This window comes from Solimonas terrae, assembly GCF_011067135.1.
GTDB classification, from domain to species: Bacteria; Pseudomonadota; Gammaproteobacteria; order Nevskiales; family Nevskiaceae; genus Solimonas; species Solimonas terrae.
Map to the genome: position 1 here is coordinate 106,596 of NZ_JAAMOW010000001.1, position 16,144 is coordinate 122,739.

13 protein-coding genes are annotated in these 16,144 nt (G+C 67.3%); 11 read left to right on the forward strand and 2 right to left on the reverse strand.

The features are described from left to right. Positions 1–3: 3 nt before the first annotated feature. The 3 genes from G7Y85_RS00530 to G7Y85_RS00540 all read left to right on the forward strand — a co-directional run bounded on the left by G7Y85_RS00530 (position 4) and on the right by G7Y85_RS00540 (position 5,095). A complete protein-coding gene (locus G7Y85_RS00530) occupies positions 4–2,361 on the forward strand; it encodes a bifunctional acetate--CoA ligase family protein/GNAT family N-acetyltransferase (RefSeq protein ID WP_166250665.1) in 2,358 nt (785 codons plus the stop codon). A gap of 131 nt (positions 2,362–2,492) precedes the next feature. Next, complete coding sequence (locus G7Y85_RS00535) at positions 2,493–3,416, forward strand: alpha/beta fold hydrolase (protein WP_166250666.1); 924 nt, start codon at positions 2,493–2,495, stop codon at positions 3,414–3,416. A 200-nt stretch (positions 3,417–3,616) separates the two neighbouring features. Then, a complete protein-coding gene (locus G7Y85_RS00540; protein ID WP_166250667.1) occupies positions 3,617–5,095 on the forward strand; it encodes a leucyl aminopeptidase family protein in 1,479 nt (492 codons plus the stop codon). 40 nt (positions 5,096–5,135) lie between these two features. Here G7Y85_RS00540 and G7Y85_RS00545 read toward each other — a convergent pair whose 3' ends face one another. After that, complete coding sequence (locus tag G7Y85_RS00545; RefSeq protein WP_206675449.1) at positions 5,136–6,332, reverse strand: alpha-hydroxy acid oxidase; 1,197 nt, start codon at positions 6,330–6,332, stop codon at positions 5,136–5,138. Positions 6,333–6,423: 91 nt separating this feature from the next. Between G7Y85_RS00545 and G7Y85_RS00550 the strand changes: the two genes are divergently transcribed. Further along, positions 6,424–7,158: a FadR/GntR family transcriptional regulator gene (locus G7Y85_RS00550; RefSeq protein WP_166250669.1), complete on the forward strand. Its 735-nt coding sequence runs from the start codon at positions 6,424–6,426 to the stop codon at positions 7,156–7,158. Between the two features lie 11 nt (positions 7,159–7,169). Here G7Y85_RS00550 and G7Y85_RS00555 read toward each other — a convergent pair whose 3' ends face one another. After that, positions 7,170–7,691: an Lrp/AsnC family transcriptional regulator gene (locus G7Y85_RS00555; protein ID WP_166250670.1), complete on the reverse strand. Its 522-nt coding sequence runs from the start codon at positions 7,689–7,691 to the stop codon at positions 7,170–7,172. Positions 7,692–7,826: 135 nt separating this feature from the next. Here G7Y85_RS00555 and G7Y85_RS00560 point away from each other — a divergent pair, with 135 nt between their 5' ends. The 7 genes from G7Y85_RS00560 to G7Y85_RS00590 all read left to right on the forward strand — a co-directional run bounded on the left by G7Y85_RS00560 (position 7,827) and on the right by G7Y85_RS00590 (position 16,128). Beyond that, a complete protein-coding gene (locus G7Y85_RS00560; protein ID WP_241695908.1) occupies positions 7,827–8,891 on the forward strand; it encodes a Glu/Leu/Phe/Val family dehydrogenase in 1,065 nt (354 codons plus the stop codon). Between the two features lie 116 nt (positions 8,892–9,007). After that, positions 9,008–10,864, forward strand: a complete 1,857-nt coding sequence (gene ilvB / locus G7Y85_RS00565; protein WP_166250671.1) for a biosynthetic-type acetolactate synthase large subunit — start codon at positions 9,008–9,010, stop codon at positions 10,862–10,864. Then, positions 10,864–11,001, forward strand: a complete 138-nt coding sequence (locus G7Y85_RS00570) for a hypothetical protein (RefSeq protein ID WP_166250672.1) — start codon at positions 10,864–10,866, stop codon at positions 10,999–11,001. Before ilvB ends, G7Y85_RS00570 begins: the two co-directional genes overlap by 1 nt. Further along, positions 10,998–11,312, forward strand: a complete 315-nt coding sequence (locus G7Y85_RS00575; protein WP_166250673.1) for a response regulator transcription factor — start codon at positions 10,998–11,000, stop codon at positions 11,310–11,312. Before G7Y85_RS00570 ends, G7Y85_RS00575 begins: the two co-directional genes overlap by 4 nt. Before the next feature lie 131 nt (positions 11,313–11,443). Further along, entirely contained in the window at positions 11,444–12,088 is a 645-nt protein-coding gene (locus tag G7Y85_RS00580) for a TetR/AcrR family transcriptional regulator (protein WP_166250674.1), read from the forward strand. Between the two features lie 61 nt (positions 12,089–12,149). Next, complete coding sequence (locus G7Y85_RS00585; RefSeq protein ID WP_166250675.1) at positions 12,150–14,651, forward strand: TonB-dependent receptor; 2,502 nt, start codon at positions 12,150–12,152, stop codon at positions 14,649–14,651. Position 14,652: 1 nt separating this feature from the next. After that, positions 14,653–16,128 carry an AMP-binding protein gene (locus G7Y85_RS00590; RefSeq protein WP_166250676.1) on the forward strand — a complete coding sequence of 492 codons (1,476 nt, stop codon included), beginning with the start codon at positions 14,653–14,655 and terminating at the stop codon, positions 16,126–16,128. The last annotated feature ends 16 nt before the right edge of the window (positions 16,129–16,144 follow it).

The following is a 16,144-nucleotide window of genomic DNA, read 5'->3' on the forward strand; positions in this document are numbered from 1 at the left end:
GCCGTGAGCGCGCAGAATCTGCAGACCCTGCTGCGCAGCCGGAAGGTGCTGGCGATCGGCATGCCCTGCAGTGCCCTGGAACGCGGCCTGCTGGATCGCTTCGCGGCCGGCGGCGGCGAGCTGATCCGGGCGCCCGATGATCAATCCCTGCACCGTTGCCTGACGCCGCCCGCCGCTGCCGATGATGGCGTCGCCGTGGTCTTCGAACCGGCGCTGCTGAGCACGCACGCGATCGACCTGCTGGCGGCGGCCGGCTGTCGCGGCATCGTCTGGACCGGTGCCGAGCCGGTTCCTGCGGTGCTGCTGCAGGCGGCGCGGCCGCACCGCCTGCGCTTTCTCGGCTCGCGCAGCGCCGGTTTCTTTCACGCCGCGGGGATGAGCTGCGGCGCCTTTCCCGGCGATCTTCCCGCCGGCGATCTGGCGCTGATCATGCAGTCGGGCTCGATTGCCGCCGCCGCAGTCGACTGGGCGGCCGGTCGCGGCATCGGTTTTTCGTGGGCGGTCACGACCGGTGCCGAATGCGATGCCGATCTCGCCGATTTTCTCGATCTGGCGGCACTCGATCCTTCGACGCGGGCCGTCATCCTGCAGCTCAGCCAGCTGCGCGCCGGCCGCAAGTTCATGTCGGCCGCGCGGGCCTGTGCGCGCCTCAAACCCGTGGTCGTGCTGCAGAGTCGCGGCGGCGGCGGGACGGCGCCGGCGGCCGATCCGGTGCGCAGCGCGGCCTTTGCACGCGCCGGCCTGATCGAATGCGAGACGCTCGACGGTCTGTTCGATGCGCTGTCGGCGCTGGCGCGGATTCCGGCGCGACGCGACATGCAGGTCCTGACGCTGGGCAATGGTGCCGGCGTCTGCGCGCTCGGCGTCGATGCCGTGCTGCGCCATGAACTGACGCCGTTCCGCTGCAGCGATGCGCAGCTCGATCGCCTGCGACAACTGGCGCCGCGCGCGCGACGGCTCGACGGGGCGGTCGATCTCGGACCGGTCGACGCACCGGCAATGGCGCAGATCTGCGACGAGCTGCTGGCCGGATCGTCGCCCGACTATCTGCTGCTGATGCACAGTCCCTCGATCGATGCGCCGCATGCGGCGTTCGTCGACGCGCTGTGCGCCGTGCGTGCGCAACCGCGTCTGGTGACCGTCTGGCTGGGCTTGAGCACGGCGACGATCGCAAGGCAGCGTTCGGCCGCCGCTGGCCTGGCGACCTTCGCCACTGCCGGTCAGGCCGCGCGCGCCCTGCGCTTTCGCTGGCTGCACGGGCGAACCCGCGAGCTGCTGATGCAGACGCCACCTCTGCGACGCCGGAGCAGCGTCGATCGCACATCGGCCGGCCGTCTGCTCGACGCCGCGCTGCAGCGTGGCGCCGGCACGCTCGAAGACGGCGCCGCCGCCGCGTTCCTGCAGTGCTACGGCCTGCCGTCGCCGGCCTCGCAGTCGTTTGCGAACCTGCCGCACTTCGAACTGCAGCTGCAGCGCCATCGCGAACTCGGCATGGTGCTGGCGATCACCGCGGTGGCCGGACCGCTGCGTTCGAATACCGCGCGCGGCTTCGCGCCGCTCGACGCGCTGCTTGCGCAGCGCATGGTCGAGTCGATGGCACTGCCGGCATCGCCGACGCCGGATCGCGATGCCACGCTCGTCGCGGCACTGCTGGCACTGTCCGACATCGCGCTCGAAGTGCCGGTCGTCAGCGGTCTGCGTCTGTGCCTGCATCTGCCGGCGGGCGTCGGCGCTGACCCGCACCGTGCCGAACTCGGTGCGGCCCGCGTCGAACTGGAACGCCGTCCGCCGAGCGAGCGGCAGCGCCTGGTGCTGGCGCCGTATCCGGATGCATTGCGGCGGACGCTGGCGACCCGCAGCGGGCACCGCTATCAGCTGCGTCCGGTGCGGCCCGAAGACGAACCCGCGCTGGTCGAGCTGCTGCAACGCACGCGGCCGGACGATATCCGTCTGCGCTTCTTTGCGTCGATCCGGCACTTCTCGCACGAGATGGCAGCGCGCATGAGCCAGATCGACTACGACCGTGAACTGGTGCTGGTCGCCGAGGCTGCCGGCGAGCCCGGACTTTGTGCGCTCGCGCAGCTGGTCATCGATCCCTACGGGGAAGACGGCGAATTCGCGGTGCTCGTGCATCACCTGCACGCCGGTGCGGGTCTGGGTCATCAATTGATGGACGAGCTGCTTGCCTATGGTCGGCGCCACGGCCTGCACCGCATCCACGGCGATGTCCTGAGCGAGAACCTGGCGATGCTGGCGCTGGCGCGGCGGCTCGGCTTTGTCGTGGTTGCGCACGAGGACCCGGGCTGTCGGCGCGTCGTGCTCGATCTGGCAGGCCGCACGAGCGGCGACAAGCCGGACTGAGCAAGGCCGCGAGCGGGCAATGACGCCGGCATGAACGGCGTCCGGCAGATCGATTCCCGGATCTGGTCTGACCACCAAAGTGTGCCGGCAAGCACCTCCCCATACTCGCGCCGGGAAGGAGGAGGCCTCACATGGTCAGCCGGGCGCAGACCACTCTGGCGGTACGCGAAGGTTGCGTCGAGCACGACGGCGCACGTCTGGCCTGGCGGCTGGTCGGGCAGGCGCGTCGCTTGCCGATGCTCGTTTTCGAGAACGGCTGGTCGGCTTCGTTCCAGCAGTGGACGCTGCTGCAGCCCTTGCTCGCGCCGCACACCCAGCTGCTGTTCTACGATCGTGCCGGCATCGGCGGCAGCGCGCACGGTCGCGGCCCGGTGGCGAACCGCATCAGCAGCGACCTCGACGCGCTGTGCCGCTCGCTGAATCTGTCGCGCCCGATGGTCGTTGTCGGCCAATCCTATGGCGGGCTGATCGCGGGTCTGCACGGCGCGCAGATTCCGTCGCGGGTCTGCGGCATGGTGCAGCTCGATCCGACGCCGGAACTCGACGATCCGTTGATCGACGGACAGCTGGCCCTGTTCCGGACAATCGGCGCCGCGTCGGTGCTCATCGCCCGACTCGGTCTTCCGAATCCCTTGTTTGCGCCACTCTGGGAGCACTTTCCGAAAGCCGAGGCCGAGCAACTGGAACGGCTCAGCTATCGCTCGGCGGCTTCGCTGCGCGCGGCGCTGGCCGAACTTCAGCTGCTGGCTTCGATCCGACAGGCGATCCGCAGCCAGCTCGGTCAGCGTCGCCAGCCGCGGCTGGTGATCAGTGCCGGCAGCCCCAGTGCGGCGAGTGGTTGGCTCGCCCGGCGTCTGCACAACGAGAACAAGCTGCGCCGAACCCTGGCCGCGATGCAGGCGCAGCATCGCAAGCAGGTCGAACGTGGCCTCGGCGGCAGCTGGGAGCTGGCCGCGGCTCATACCCACGGCGGACTGGTGTCGTCGCCGGACGGCGCCGCCTTCAGCGCCACACGAATCCTCGCGTTCCTGCAGACACTCGCAAGCCCGGCATGAGTGGACGCCGCGTCAGCGTCCGCCGTCGGCGGCTCGCGCCGGCCGAGCCGCCGACGATTGCGATGCCGGCAAAGCCCGACCATTTCCCCTTGCGCCCGCGCTCGATCGTGCCGCGTCGGGGCCTGCGTTTCCGAAACCGATCGCATGTCGCTGCAAACCCGCTTCGACATGCGCATCGCAAAGCCATGGAGTTCGTCACGATGAAGGCGCCACTGATTCCAATTGATCGACTGCAGAAGTTCGATGTCGCACCGGCGGCACGCAAGGCCGCGCCGCTGCGTGTCGCGCTGGTCGATCATCATCTGCAGTCCTTGTCGGTCTTGAGTGATCGTCGGCAGCTGCCGAGCCTGCCCGCGCATTTCCGCGGGTTGCCCGGTGAACGCTGGACGGCGGACGACGTGCTGGTGATCGGCTGCGGCGCGGTGCCGGCGGCCGACGCCGCGGCACTGTACTGGCATGGCGTGGCCTGGCAGGTCGGCCAGGCCTTGCAGGCCGGCAAGATCGCGGTCGCGGAACTGCTGGGCGTCCTGCCGAAACCGATCGCGCAGGACTTCGCGACCGGGTTCCTGCTGGCCGGTTACGACAACGATCTCTACCGAAGCGTGCCGGCCAGGAACGCCCTGAAGTCTTGCGTGCTGCGCATGCCGGGCCTGGACCGCAGGGAACTGGCCCGCGCCCGTGCCACCGCCGAGGCCGTGAACTGGGCGAGGGCGCTGGTCGACGCGCCGGCCAACTACCTGACGCCGGCCGCGTTCGCCGACGAGGCCCTCGCGCTGGCGCCACTGGGCATCAAGGTCAAGGTGCTGAACGAGGCTGCGCTGCGCAAGCTCGGCGCACACGGCCTGCTGGCGGTCGGTTCGTCCAGTCCGCACAAACCATGCATGGTGGTCGCGCAGTGGAAAGGGCGTGCCGCGGCGGCGACCGATCTCGCGATCGTCGGCAAGGGCCTGACCTTCGACGGCGGCGGGCTCAACCTCAAGATGATGCTCATCGAGAAGATGAAATTCGACATGGGCGGTGCCGCCGCCGCGCTCGCCGCACTGCGTCTGATCGCCAGCCGCAAGCTCGCCGTGAACGTGGCGATCGTGCTGCCGCTGTGCGAGAACATCATCGCCGGCGACGCCTATCGGCCAGGCGACGTGATCGGCTCGCTCGAAGGGTTGACGATCGAGGTCGCGAACACGGATGCCGAGGGACGCATCGTCCTGGCCGACGGGCTCAGCTACGCGAAGCGCTTCAAGCCCGGCGTGCTGGTCGACATCGCGACCCTGACCGGCAGCATTTCGATGACCCTGCATCAGGAGTTCGCCGGCCTCTACGCCAACGACGAAGCGCTTGCGCAGCAGATCTCGCAGGCCGCAGAGCAAAGCGGCGATCTGGTCTGGAGAATGCCGTTGTCGCCGCTGCAGGATTATCTGGTCGACTCGGACATCGCCGATGTCCGCAACCTCGGTGCCGGCAACGGTCTCGGACTTCCGGCCGGCAGCTCGTCGATCGCCGGTGCCAAGTTCCTGCAGCGCTTCGTCGGCGAGCAGCGCTGGGCGCATCTGGACATGGCCAGCACCGTGCTGTCCTCGCGCCAGCGCGGCGCCGTGCGGCCCGGTCCGACGGGCTGGGGTGTCCGGCTGCTCGTCGAGTTGTCGCAGTCGCTGTCGAACAAGCCGGCGCGCGGCGCTTGATGCCGGTTGCTCGCGATCCGCGTCGGCGAATCGCGAGCGTTCAGCCGGCGAACGGCGTCACGGTCTGCGGCGAGCGCGACAGCGGCCGGCGAATGCCGGTGACGTGCTGCGCACCGAGTTCGGCAATCGAGCGGCAGCCGAGCAGGCCGAGCCCGCGTTCGATCTCGGCACGCAGCAGGCTCAGGGCACGGTCGACGCCGGCTTCGCCGCCGGCGGCAAGGCCATACAGGTACGGGCGGCCGATCGAGCAGGCGTTTGCGCCCAGCGCCAGCGCCTTCAGCACCTGTGTGCCGCGGCGGATGCCGCCGTCGATGATCAGTTCCAGGTCATTGCCGATCGCGTCGCGGATCGGCGCCAGCGTTTCGATCGGAGCCGGCACGCTGTCGAGCTGACGGCCGCCGTGATTGGACAGCATCGCCGCGGTCGCGCCGATCGCGACCGCGCGTCTGGCGTCCTCGACCGAACTCATGCCCTTGATCACGAACGGCCCGTCCCACTGCGACGCCAGCCACGCCGCGTCGTCCCAGGTGACGCTGCGGTCGAACTGGCTGTTCACGTAGTCGATCAAGGCCATTGCGCCGCCGCCGAGCGCGTCGACGCGATGCGCGACATTGGCGAGCCGGAAGTCCGGGTTCAGCGCGAGATGGAACGTCCAGTCGAAGCTCGTCGCGTAGCTGAAGAGCGATTGCAGCGAGACGCTGGGCGGCATGGTCATGCCGTGGCGCCGGTCGCGTTCGCGATTGCCGGCGATCATGGTGTCGACCGTCAGGCACAGCGCCCGATAGCCGGCCTGCCGGCAGCGTTGCAGCAGCTCCTTCGTCAGTTCGCGGTCCTTGAAGATGTAGACCTGAAACATCTTCGGGCCGCTCGTGGCGGCGGCGACATCCTCGATGCTGGTGGTCGCCATCGTCGACAGCGAATACAGCGTGCCGTGCCGGGCGGCGGCGCGCGCCGCGCCCAGCTCCTTGTGATGATGGAACAGCCGCGACATGCCGGTCGGGCTGAGCATCAGCGGCATCTTCAGGTCGCAACCGAGCACGCGGGTCGACAGGTCGAGCGACGACACATCGTGCAGATAGTGCGGCAGCAGCTGGTAGTCGTCGAACGCGCTGCTGTTGCGCCGCATCGTCCATTCGTCGTCGGCGCCGCCGTCGATGTAGTGGAACATCGGCGCCGGCAGCTTGCGGCGTGCCCGCGCCCGCAGGTCCTCGATGTTGTAACAGTTCTTCAGGCTCACCCGCGCTCCACCTCGCCGTGCCGATGCGTGCAATTTGAACGGGGCGCCGCGAGCCTGATACGGTGGTCTGACCAGAACAGGAGCAGCCGACATGGGCGCCATACAGGGTGCGAGCGGGCCGGAAGCCGTCGCGCGCCGGCTCGACCGGGCGATCAAGAAGGGCGAATTCAAGGCACACGAAGCCGTGCCGTCCGAGCGTGTGCTGGCAGAACGCTGGGGTGTCTCGCGACCGATCGTCCGCGAAGGCATCGGCATGCTGGTCGCCAAAGGCATCCTGACGCGGCGCCACGGCCGCGGAACCTTCGTCAACGACATCGAGGAGCAGCTCGGCAGCGAGGTCTGGGCCGACATGTCGCGCAGTCATCCGTACATCCAGGGTGACCTGCTGGAGTTCCGCCACATGCTCGAACGGCACGCTGCCGAACTTGCTGCCGAACGCCACACTGCGAAGGACGCGACGCGTCTCCGGGAAACCGAGGAAGCGGTGTACGCCGCGTTCCTGAACGACGACCGCCGGCAGCGCATGATTGCCGACCTTGCGTTCCACCACAGCATTGCCGAAGCCACGCACAACCCGGTCTACGCCTACCTGATGAAGTCGATGCACAAGGTGCTGTACGAGCACATGCAGCTGACCTTGATCGGCACCGAATCGAACGCGCGCGAATTCCGGCAGGTGCAGGCGCAGCATCGTGCGCTGGTGCAGGCGATCCTCGCGCGTGACGCGCACGGCGCCGGCCGGATTGCGGCCGAGCATATCGACTTTGTGCGTGTGCGTCTCAATCACCTGGCGCCCAGCCGCGCGCCGACGCGCGCCGATACCTGAAGCCGGCGCTCTCAGCGCCGCTTCGCAGCCGGCGCCTTGCGCGTCTCGGCAGGGCGCGATTCGAAGGCCACCAGATTCATCGGCAGCGCCGTCGCGGCCTTGATTTCGGTCAGCGCGATCATCGAGTGGACTTCCTGCACCATCGGCAATCGTGACAGGCGGTCGAAGAAGAAGCGCTCGTACGACTCCATGTCGCGGGTGACGATCCGCAACATGAAGTCCACGGCGCCGAGCAGCACGTGGCAATCCAGCACTTCGGGAAAGCGTTTGATCGCGGCGAAGAAGTCGGGCAGGGCTTCCTTGCCATGACCGATGAGCTTGACGTGCGCAAAGATCATGACGTTCAAGCCCAGCTTCTTGCGGTCCACGACGGCGACGCGTTTGACGATGACGCCGTCCGATTCGAGGCGCTCGATCCGTCGCCAGCACTGCGACTGCGACAGGCCGATGCGGTCGCCGATGTCGGCCGCCGACAGTGAGGCGTCTTCCTGCAGAAGGGAGAGAATCTTGTGATCGAACTTGTCCAGTTGCATTGTTTTGACATGCGCTATCTGAATGTGGCGCATTAATTATGCACATATGGCAGCGCCGGAACCGGAAAATGCAAGAACTCCACCGCGCGGCGCTCGCATACTTTTTCCACCGCAAGTCGCGTGGAGGATGCGCCGATGTTCGATGCAAAGATGGATGCTGAAGGCTTCTTCGGTCTGCCGACCGACCATGAATCCCTGGCTGCGGTCTCGGACCGGGCGTCCGGTCTCGAGGCGATCGTTGCCATTCACAGCACGGCGCGCGGGCCGGCCTTCGGCGGATGTCGCTACTGGCACTACGAGAACCGCGACGCCGCGATTCGCGATGCGCGGCGACTGGCGGAAGGCATGAGCCTGAAGAACGCGCTCGCCGATCTGCCGTTCGGCGGCGGCAAGGCGGTGATCATCCGCAACCCGCGGCAAACCGATCGCCAGGCGCTGTTTTCACGCTTCGGACGTTTCGTCGAGTCGCTCGAAGGCCGCTATGTCACGGCCGAGGATGTCGGTACCACCGAAGCCGACATGGCCGCCATTGCCGCGCAGACCCCTTACGTCAGCGGCCTGAAAACGGCGAAGACCTACGGCGGCAATCCGTCGCCCAAGACCGCGCTCGGCGTGTTTGTCGCCATTCGCAGTGGTGTCAGGCAGGTCCTGAATCGCCGCGATCTGGACGGTCTCGTGGTGGCCGTGCAGGGCCTCGGGTCGGTGGGCTGGGATCTGTGCCGCCTGCTTGCCGGTGCCGGCTGCAAACTGATCGTCGCCGATATCAATCCGGCGGTTGCCGCGAAGGCCGTCGAGCAGTTCGGCGCGAACACCTGCGAGCCCGACGCGATCCTGTTCCAGGACGCCGATGTGCTGGCGCCTTGCGCGCTCGGCGGTGTCCTGAACGTCGATTCCATTCCGAAGATCCGCGCGAAGCTGATCGCCGGTGCCGCGAACAACCAGCTGCAGTCGATCACCGACGGCGACAGCCTGCACAAGGCCGGTATCTACTATCTGCCGGATTTTCTGGTGAACGCCGGTGGCATCGTCAGTGCGGTCCGCGAGTATCAGGGCAAGCTCGGCGAGCAGCAGGTGATCGAAGAAGTCGAGCGGATCGGGCAGCGGGTCGAAGAGCTGGTGGCGCGAGTCGCCCGCCTGGATCTGGCGCCGGCGCGGGCAGCCGACGCCTGGGCGCGTTCGCTGCTGGTGCCGACGCGCTGAATCCGGCGCGGCTGCTGGTCAGAGCTTCTGTCGGGCCGCATTTTGCGGAATGCAGACTGCGGCCGGCATGTTCCAGTGTCGTCCATCCTTGCAGCAGAACCGTTGTGGTGCTCGGCATGAAAACGGATAACGTCATCTATCAGGATTCCGGCAGCATCCACGGCGGCCTGCTGTCGGAGATCAAGCCGGAGCAGCGCGCCGGCGCGCTGAAGGGCGCGCAGCTGCTGGCCCGCTGCCTGCAGCTCGAAGGCGTGGAGGTCGTGTTCGGCTATCCGGGCGGCGCCAATCTCGAAATCTTCGATGCGCTGCATGCTTCGGGCATTCGCTGCGTGCGTGTCGAACATGAGCAGGGCGCGGCGCATGCGGCGCAAGGCTACGCCCGCGCGACCGGCAAGGTCGGCGTTTGTCTGGCGACCTCCGGCCCCGGCGCGACCAATCTGGTCACCGGCATCGCCGATGCCAACAGCGACTCGACGCCGATCGTCGCGATCACCGGCAACGTGCCGACACGCCTGCTGGGACGCAATGCGTTCCAGGAAGTCGACATCGTCTCGATCGTCAGGCCGATCACCAAGCGTGCCTGGCTGGTCGATCGCGTCGCGCGGATTCCCGAAGTCGTGCGTGAAGCCTTCGCGCTGGCCGGCGGCAACCGGCCGGGGCCGGTGCTGATCGATCTTCCCAAGGACATCCAGCAGCACTATCCGCGCGATGTCGAAGGCAACTACGTGCTGCCGCGGATGCCGGCGGTGATCGAGGTGCCGGAACCGAAGCCGCTTGCCATGACGCCGGAAGTGGTCGGCGAATGCCTGCGCATGATCCGCGAGGCGCGCCGGCCGATCCTCTACGTCGGCGGCGGCATCATCAGCGCCGCCGCCGAAGCGGCCTTGCTTGCATTCGCCGAGCGCACCGGAATTCCGGTCGTGACCACGGTGATGGGCGTCGGTGCCTTTCCGCCGACGCATCCGTTGTGTCTGGATGTGCTCGGCATGCACGGCGCCAAGTACGCCAACATCGCCGTCAACGAAGCCGATCTGGTGATCGCGCTTGGCGTGCGCTTCGACGACCGCGTGACCGGCAACGTCGCCGAGTTCATCAAGAGCGGTCACATCATCCACGTCGACATCGACCGTCGCGAGCTCAACAAGAACAAGACGGTGACGCTGCCGATCTGCGCGGACGTCCGCGAAGCACTGACGCAGCTCGCCGCTGCGCAGGCTGGCGAGACCGATGCGTGGCGCGGGTATTGCGCGCGGCTCAAGTGCGACTATCCGTACCCGATCGCGGAAACCGCCGGCATCGCCGCGCCGCGCGCGATCGCGCTGCTGAGCGAGATGACGCAGGGCAGGGCGATCGTCAGCCTCGGCGTCGGCCAGCATCAGATGTGGGCGATGCAGCACTATCGCGTCGCGCACACGCGTTCGCTGCTGTCGAGTTCCGGCTTCGGCACCATGGGTTACGGCCTGCCGGCGGCGATCGGCGCGAAGCTCGGTTGCCCCGAGCGCACGGTCATCGACATCGATGGCGATGGCAGCTTCAACATGTCGATCCACGAGCTGAGCACCTGCCGTCGCGAACGCATCGGCGTGAAGATCGTCGTCATCAACAACCAGTGGCTGGGCATGGTGCGCCAGTGGCAGGACATGATCTACGACGGTCGCCGCGCCTGCTCGGATCTCTCGGATCCGATGTCCGCGGTGAAGGCCGGCGAGGAGCCCGAAATCTATCCCGACTTCGTGACGATCGCGCGCGGCTATCGCGTCAAGGCCGAACGCGTCAGCTCGATGGCCGAGCTGGCTGATGCCTACGTGCGCATGCTGGCCGATCCGGGCGAACCCTATCTGCTCGACGTGATCGTCGATCCGGAGGTCAACGTGTATCCGATGATTCCGGCCGGCGCGACCTATCGCGACATCATCATGTGCGATGCCGATGTCGCCCGGCTGCAGAAGGACGCGCAGGGGGCGAACGTCTGATGGACCTGCCGATCCTGACGAATGCGGGCTCCGGCGTGCCTGATGATCGCGACCGCGATCGCATCGGCAGCGCTGCGAACGGCCGGAAGATCGGCGTGGCGATGGCAGACGGTGCCGATCGCGGGAGCGCGAAATGAGCGTGCATTCGACCGCGATGCGCGAGAGCCTGCCGCCGTCGCTGCGCTACCGGCACGGCGCGACGCGGCAGACCGAAGTGCGCAATCCGGTTTTCACGCCGCGCGAGATGCAGACGCTCTATCTGATGATCATCGGTCGCACCCGCAAGCAGATCGCCGCACAGCTGCATTTGTCGGTGCACACGATCGACGTCTATCGCCGCAAGCTGTTCGAGAAAGTCCGGGTCCGGAATTCGACCTGCCTGGTGCGTCATGCGCTCGCCGCCGGCTGGGTCGGGCCGCAGGCGATCGGCGGCTCGGGCCGTCGCTGAGGACGGGCCGCTCGGCTGCGGCGGTACCGCCGGCGACGGCTGAGAGCTGCATACAGAAAGCAAACGAACGTTAGGTTGTTTTTTGTGTTTCCAGCAGATACGATGCATGCATTCTGCTAACGGTCGTTTGCATGCCCAAGTTTCTCAGCACTCACCGCCGGTTGGCCGCTGTCGATACCCTGCTGCCGCCAGCCGCCATCCAGGACGGGTCGCGCGGCGTGATCCTCGGCGAGTCGCTGCGGCTGTTCGCCGAGCGCGGCTACGGCAGCGCGTCGATGCGCGACATCGCCCAGCTGGTCGGCATCAAGGCCGCATCGGTGTATTCGCATTTCCCGTCGAAGGCGCATGTCCTGGCGGAACTGATCCGGGTCGGCCATGAGGAACACCTGCGACGCATGCGCGCGGCACTGATGGCGGCCGAACCCGATCCGACGACGCAACTGAAGGCAGTGGTTCGCGCGCACGTCCTCGCCCATGCCGACTATCCGATGCTGGCGGTGGTTGCCAACGCCGAACTGCACGCCCTGCCGGGTGAATTCGCCGCCCCGATTCTCGAAATCCGCCGGCAGTCCGAGATGCTGCTGGTCGACGTGATCCAGCGCGGCGTCGACATGGGTACGTTCAACGTGCCCGACGTGCAGCTTGCGATGCCGGCGATCGGCGCCATGGGTCTGCGCGTTGCGCATTGGTATGCGCCCGATCTCGGCAAGGACCCGGAGCACATTGCCGACACTTTTGCCCAGTTTGCATGCCGGATGGTCGGTGTCATGACCTGAGGCGGTACCACGCCGCGGCGACAGACCGCGCAGCGACATTTAAACGAGAGGAGAGAACACGATGCTCAACACATCGAGCGCGACGAGGACGGCTGCGCTGCTGGCCGCGCTGTCGGTGTCTGCCGGCGCGACACCGGCGCTCGCGCAGGACGCCGCCGCGAACGGTGCGCAGCCACCAGCCACCGCTGACGATTCCGCTGCTGCCGTTGGCGCCGACGCGCCGGCAGCAGCGACGGCTGAAGCGGCCGCCGACGGCAGCGCATCCCCCGCCGATGCGGGCGCCGCCACGGCGGCCGCGCCGCTCGACACGATTCCGGTGAAAGTGCCGCCGCCGCGGCAGGCGCCGGCAGCGGCCGTCGACGTGCAGGGGCCTGCGCAGATCGCCGAGATCATCGTCACCGCGACCAAGCGGACGCAGTCCATTCGCGACATTCCGGCGTCGATCACCGCCTTCACGGGTGAGGATCTGGAGAACACCGGCAAGCTCAATCTCAACGACTTCGTTCAGGAGTCGCCCGGTGTGACCGCGGCGCAGGGTTCGCCGGGGTTCACGCGCCTGACGTTCCGCGGCATCTCGACCGACACCAATCCGTACTCCGGCAACGCGCAGCCGGTCGGCATCTTCATCGGCGACGTGCCGTTCACCGATCCGTATGTCGCCAACATCATTCCGGATCTCAGCGCCTTCGACCTTTCCGACGTCGAAGTGCTGAAGGGACCGCAGGGAACCCTGTTCGGCGGCGCAGCACTGTCCGGCGCGATCCGCTACCAGCTGCAGGAACCGCAGCTCGACACCTGGCAGGCGCGCGGCTTCTCGCAATACGCCAAACCGAAGGACGGCAGCTCCGCCTTCACCGAAGGTCTGTCCGTCAACGCGCCGCTGTTTCGTGACGACCTGGCCGTTCGCCTGGCCTACGTGCGCCGCGAATATCCGGGCACGATGGACAACCTGCGCACGGGCGAGAAGGACGTCGACGCCTCGTCGGGCAACCAGTATCGCGGCCAGCTGCTGTGGCAGCCCGGCAACTGGAAGTTCAAGTACACCCACCTGCAGCAGGACTTCCAGGGCGACGACCAGCTGCTGTTCACCGATTCGCCGCGGGGACCGCGCGCCAGCGATGTGGCCATCACGCCGCAGCCGTCGCAGAACGAATTCCACCTCGACAGCCTGGAAAGCGCCTACGACTTCGATGGCGTGCGCGCCGTCTCGCTGAGCTCCTGGGTCAAGCGCGATGCGAACTACACCAAGGACTACACCAGTGTGCTGATCGGCACGCCGCCGCCGGGGTATCCGGCGGAGGCGGGCGTGTTCACCCACGTCGTCGACAACTCGAAGAGTTTCTCGCAGGAGCTGCGCCTGCAGTCGGACGACGGCGGGCCGTTCACCTGGCTGGTCGGTGCGTACTACTTCGATTACCGGATGTACTTCAACATCCTGATCGACACTCAGCTCAACCAGGACCTGCTCGGCCAGGACAGCGTGCTCGGCAGCAACCCGGCCGTGGCGGCGTTGTTCGCGCTGCTCGGTGCGCCGTCGGCCGCCGCGACCACCTCGCTGCTCGACGGCACCTCGAACGCCAAGTCGACCGAGAAGGCACTGTTTGCCGATCTGTCCTACGAAATCGCCGATGCGCTGACACTATCCGCCGGCGGCCGTTTCTATCGCACCGAAGTCACCGGCGGTTTCGTCGGCAGCGGCCTGCTGATTGCCGGCAACGAGAACGACGGTCCGCAGTCGAACTCGGTGGCCACGCTGAAAGAATCCGGATTCAATCCCAAGCTGTCGGCGACCTGGCGTTTCGCCGACAACGCGTCGATCTATGCGACCGCCGCGAAGGGCTTCCGCTTCGGCGGCCTGCAGGACCTGCCGTCGACGCCGACCAACGGCGTGCCGCCGACCTACAAGTCGGACACACTCTGGAACTACGAGATCGGCCTGCGCACCGACTGGTTGCACAAGACGCTGCAGGCTGACCTGACGGCGTTCTACATCGACTACAAGAACCCGATCATCACGCAGTCGACGCAGGGCATCCCGATTGCCTACAACACCAATGTGTCGGCGGCGATCAGCCGCGGCTTCGAAAGCAGCCTGCTGTGGAACACGCCGCTGCGCGGACTGACCTGGTCGCTGTCCGGCGCCGTGACCGACGCCCACATCACCAAGTCGTTCACGGCGTCCGACGGCCAGGTCGTCGAACCGGGCCAGGAGATGCCCGGCGCGGCCAAGTACCAGTTCAACTCCTCCCTGCAGTATCTGCACGCGTGGAAATTCCTCACGCTCGCGCCGATCGCCAGCTACACCTATGTCGGCAAGGGCTACAGCGACATCACGCACCAGGTGGAAATCAACGGCTACGGTTCGTTCAACGCCGGCCTGTTGATCGGCGCCGACGGCCTGTGGGGCAGCCCGAAGCTCGCCCTCAACGTCAACAACATTCTCGACGTCACGCGGCCGGTGGCAGGTGGAACCGGCACGACGCTGGTGACGCGCCAGCCGACCGAAACCTATCTGCTCAATCAGCCGCGGACGATCACCGCGCGCTTCTCGTTCGAGTTCTGAGATGACCACGATTTCCGTCACCGAAGCCCTGCATCGCCACGCGATCGCCGATGCCGATCGTCCGGCCCTGACCGTCGACGGGCAGACGCTGACGCGCGGCGAACTCGAAAGCCGCACGAACCGTCTCGCGCGCGAGTTCGAGCGTCTCGGCGTGCGCGAAGGCAGCTTCGTGACGATCGCACTGCCCAATTCGCTGGCTTTCGTCGAGAGCGCCCTCGCGGCGCTCAAGCTCGGCGCGACGCCGCAGCCGGTCTCGAGCCGTCTGCCGCAGGCCGAGCTGGCGGCGATCGTCGCACTCGCCGCGCCGGCGCTGCTCGTCGGTGCCGATGCCGCGGCCTTTCCCGGCACCGCAGTGATCGGCGCGGATTTCGCGGCGGCCGCCGCGTGGTCGGACGCGCCGCTGCCGCTGCGCACCGCCAAGTACTGGAAAGCGCCGACATCCGGCGGCAGCACCGGTCGGCCGAAACTGATCGTCGCCGGCAGCCCCGCGGTCGTCGACGAGCAGCCGACACCCTACGCGATGCCGCTGATGCTGCCGCTCGAGGGCGCGGTGCTGGTGCCCGGCCCGCTGTATCACAACGCGCCGTTCACGACCTGCCTGCAGGCGCTGTTCCGCGGCAATCACGTCGTCGTCATGCGTCGTTTCGATCCGCTGCAGACGCTGCAGCTGATCGAGCAGCATCGCGTCAACTCGGTGCTGATGGTCCCGACCATGATGTCGAGAATCTGGAAGCTGAGCGATGCCGAACGCGCGCAATTCGATCTGTCGTCGCTGCGCGTCGTCTATCACATGGCCTCGCACTGTCCGGCGTGGCTCAAGGCGGCGTGGATCGACTGGCTCGGCGCCGAGCGCATCTACGAACTGTACGGTGGCACCGAGATGCAGGCGCTGACGGTGATTCGCGGCGACGAGTGGCTGCAGCGACGCGGCTCGGTCGGCCGTTGCGTGCTCGGCGAAATCAAGGTGGTCGGCGAGGGCGGTCAGGCGCTGCCCCCCGGCGAAGTCGGCGAAATCCTCGTGCGCTCGCCGGTCGGTGCGCCTCCCAGCTACTTCTACATCGGTGCCGAAGCCAGACGGGTGGGGGACTGGGACAGCCTCGGCGACATCGGCCATCTCGATGCCGACGGCTATCTCTATCTCGCCGACCGCCGCACCGACCTGATCCTGCGCGGCGGCGCCAACATTTATCCGGCGGAGGTCGAAGCCGCGATCGACGAACATCCTGCCGTGCATTCGAGTGCGGTCATCGGCCTGCCGGACGACGATCTCGGCCAGCGCGTGCACGCCATCGTCCACGCACGCACGCCGATCGGCGCCGACGAGCTCGGCCGCCACCTGGCGGCGCGCCTCGTGAACTACAAGATTCCCGCGTCCTTCGAGTTCGTCGCCGAGCCGGTGCGCGGCGACGACGGCAAGGTCCGCCGCTCGGCGCTGCGCGATGCGCGCCTGGTGCCGGCCGCCGTTTCGCAGCGTTGATCGGGGTTCGACATCG

What these genes read in the sequence shown, in the direction of transcription:
- G7Y85_RS00535 (WP_166250666.1), top strand. Translation starts at nt 2,493, where the DNA reads ATGGTCAGCCGGGCGCAGACCACTCTGGCGGTACGCGAAGGTTGCGTC.
- G7Y85_RS00540 (WP_166250667.1), top strand. Translation starts at nt 3,617, where the DNA reads ATGAAGGCGCCACTGATTCCAATTGATCGACTGCAGAAGTTCGATGTC.
- G7Y85_RS00550 (WP_166250669.1), top strand. Translation starts at nt 6,424, where the DNA reads ATGGGCGCCATACAGGGTGCGAGCGGGCCGGAAGCCGTCGCGCGCCGG.
- G7Y85_RS00555 (WP_166250670.1), bottom strand. Translation starts at nt 7,691, where the DNA reads ATGCAACTGGACAAGTTCGATCACAAGATTCTCTCCCTTCTGCAGGAA.
- G7Y85_RS00560 (WP_241695908.1), top strand. Translation starts at nt 7,827, where the DNA reads ATGTTCGATGCAAAGATGGATGCTGAAGGCTTCTTCGGTCTGCCGACC.
- ilvB (WP_166250671.1), top strand. Translation starts at nt 9,008, where the DNA reads ATGAAAACGGATAACGTCATCTATCAGGATTCCGGCAGCATCCACGGC.
- G7Y85_RS00570 (WP_166250672.1), top strand. Translation starts at nt 10,864, where the DNA reads ATGGACCTGCCGATCCTGACGAATGCGGGCTCCGGCGTGCCTGATGAT.
- G7Y85_RS00575 (WP_166250673.1), top strand. Translation starts at nt 10,998, where the DNA reads ATGAGCGTGCATTCGACCGCGATGCGCGAGAGCCTGCCGCCGTCGCTG.
- G7Y85_RS00580 (WP_166250674.1), top strand. Translation starts at nt 11,444, where the DNA reads ATGCCCAAGTTTCTCAGCACTCACCGCCGGTTGGCCGCTGTCGATACC.
- G7Y85_RS00585 (WP_166250675.1), top strand. Translation starts at nt 12,150, where the DNA reads ATGCTCAACACATCGAGCGCGACGAGGACGGCTGCGCTGCTGGCCGCG.
- G7Y85_RS00590 (WP_166250676.1), top strand. Translation starts at nt 14,653, where the DNA reads ATGACCACGATTTCCGTCACCGAAGCCCTGCATCGCCACGCGATCGCC.